The sequence below is a fragment of the Collinsella sp. AF20-14LB genome, from assembly GCF_003459505.1.
GTDB lineage: Bacteria > Actinomycetota > Coriobacteriia > Coriobacteriales > Coriobacteriaceae > Collinsella.
In genome coordinates this window covers 1-1,420 of the sequence record NZ_QRWD01000045.1, presented here as the reverse complement: position 1 = coordinate 1,420, position 1,420 = coordinate 1, and the positions used below count along the sequence as shown (strand labels likewise).

Genomic DNA, 1,420 nt, shown 5'->3' with positions numbered 1-1,420 from the left:
TGAACTGCGTCCCAAATCTTGGACGCCCTAAATAGCGACTAGGCCGCGAGGGCCTGATTCCGGAACTCCTCCGGGGTCAGGCCCTTCAATCTTACCTGCCTCCGGCTCGTGTTCCAGTGGACTATGTATTCCTCCAGGTCGCGTTTGAAATCCTCGAACGTCTCCCACTCGCGGCCCCGGTAGAACTCGTCCTTGACGTGGCCGAAGAGCTGCTCGGTGGCGGCGTTGTCGATGCAGTTCGCCTTCCTGGACATGCTCTGGACGATGCCGGCGGCCTCGAGCCTGGATGTGTACGAGGCGTGCTGGTACTGCCAGCCCCGGTCCGAGTGCATGGTCGGGGCGGCGCCCTCGGGGATCTTGGACAGCAGCTCGTCGAGCATCCTGACCTGCTGGGCCATGTCGGGCGTGGTCGATATGTCGCTCGCCACAATCTCCTTGGTGCAGAAGTCCAGCGTCGGGGCCCAGTAGGCCTTGCCGCCCGCCACCTTGAACTCGGTGACGTCCGTTCCCAGCTTCCGCCACGGGGCCCCGGCGTCGAAATCCCTCGCGATCACGTTCTCGAACGTCCTGCCGACGACGCCCCTGTACGAGTTGTACCTGTGGTAGGCCGTCTCGCGTCTGATACCGCAGCGAATCCCCATCTCGCGCATCATCTTGAGCACGGTCTTGTCGGCTATCACGGCCCCCTCTTCCGCCCTGAGGCACATCGCTATCTGCCGGTGCCCGCAGCCGTTGGCGGTGCGCGAGAAGATCTCGGCGGCCGCCTCCCAGAGCTCGGGGCGCGTGGGCCTCGGCGGGTGCGCGAGGGCGTGGTAGTAGGTCGACCGCTTGAGCTCGGCGCATGCGAGCAGGTGCCCGAGCGCGTGCCCCTCGGCGCGCAGGGCCGCGACCGCTTCGGCCTTCGCCCTGGTCAGAGCCCGTCCCTCTCGACCAGGGCGCGTAATTTTTTTAGGTAGGCCACCTCGGCCTCGAGCCTACGGCACCGCTCCTCGAGCTCCTCCTCGCGGGTCCGCGGCCTCGCCTTGGAACCCTTCGGCCGGCCCTTGGGCCTCGGGCGCAGGGCCTCCGCGCCGCCCCGGCGGTATAGCGCGCACCACTTCTTGAGCGGCGACATCGACATTATGCCGAACGCCGCCATCGCCTCGGTCTTCGTCATGCCGCCGTCGACGACGGCGGAGGCGGCGGCGACCTTCTGCTCGTATGTGTACCTGCCCTGCTTTCCGTCCATGCGCAGCAGCACCTCGCTCCCGAATGCGCGGTATATCTCCTGCCATCTTCTCACGGCTTCCACGGGAAGCGAAAGGGCAATCGCGGCAGATTTATACCCGTGCCCGAGCTCGAAGAGCCCTATGGCCGCCTTCCTGGCCTCGATATCATGCTTCACTCTCAAATCAACGCGCATAAAGAAAGCCTCCCATTT

General features: G+C 65.4%; 2 protein-coding genes. Both read right to left on the bottom strand.

Going from position 1 to position 1,420, the window contains the following annotated elements:
* Positions 1 to 38 precede the first annotated feature (38 nt).
* Entirely contained in the window at positions 39 to 881 is an 843-nt protein-coding gene (locus DWX63_RS11040; protein ID WP_233514550.1) for an IS3 family transposase, read from the bottom strand.
* Between the two features lie 29 nt (positions 882 to 910).
* On the bottom strand, positions 911 to 1,420 hold a 510-nt coding region (locus tag DWX63_RS11035), incomplete at its 5' end, for a helix-turn-helix domain-containing protein (RefSeq protein ID WP_370445881.1).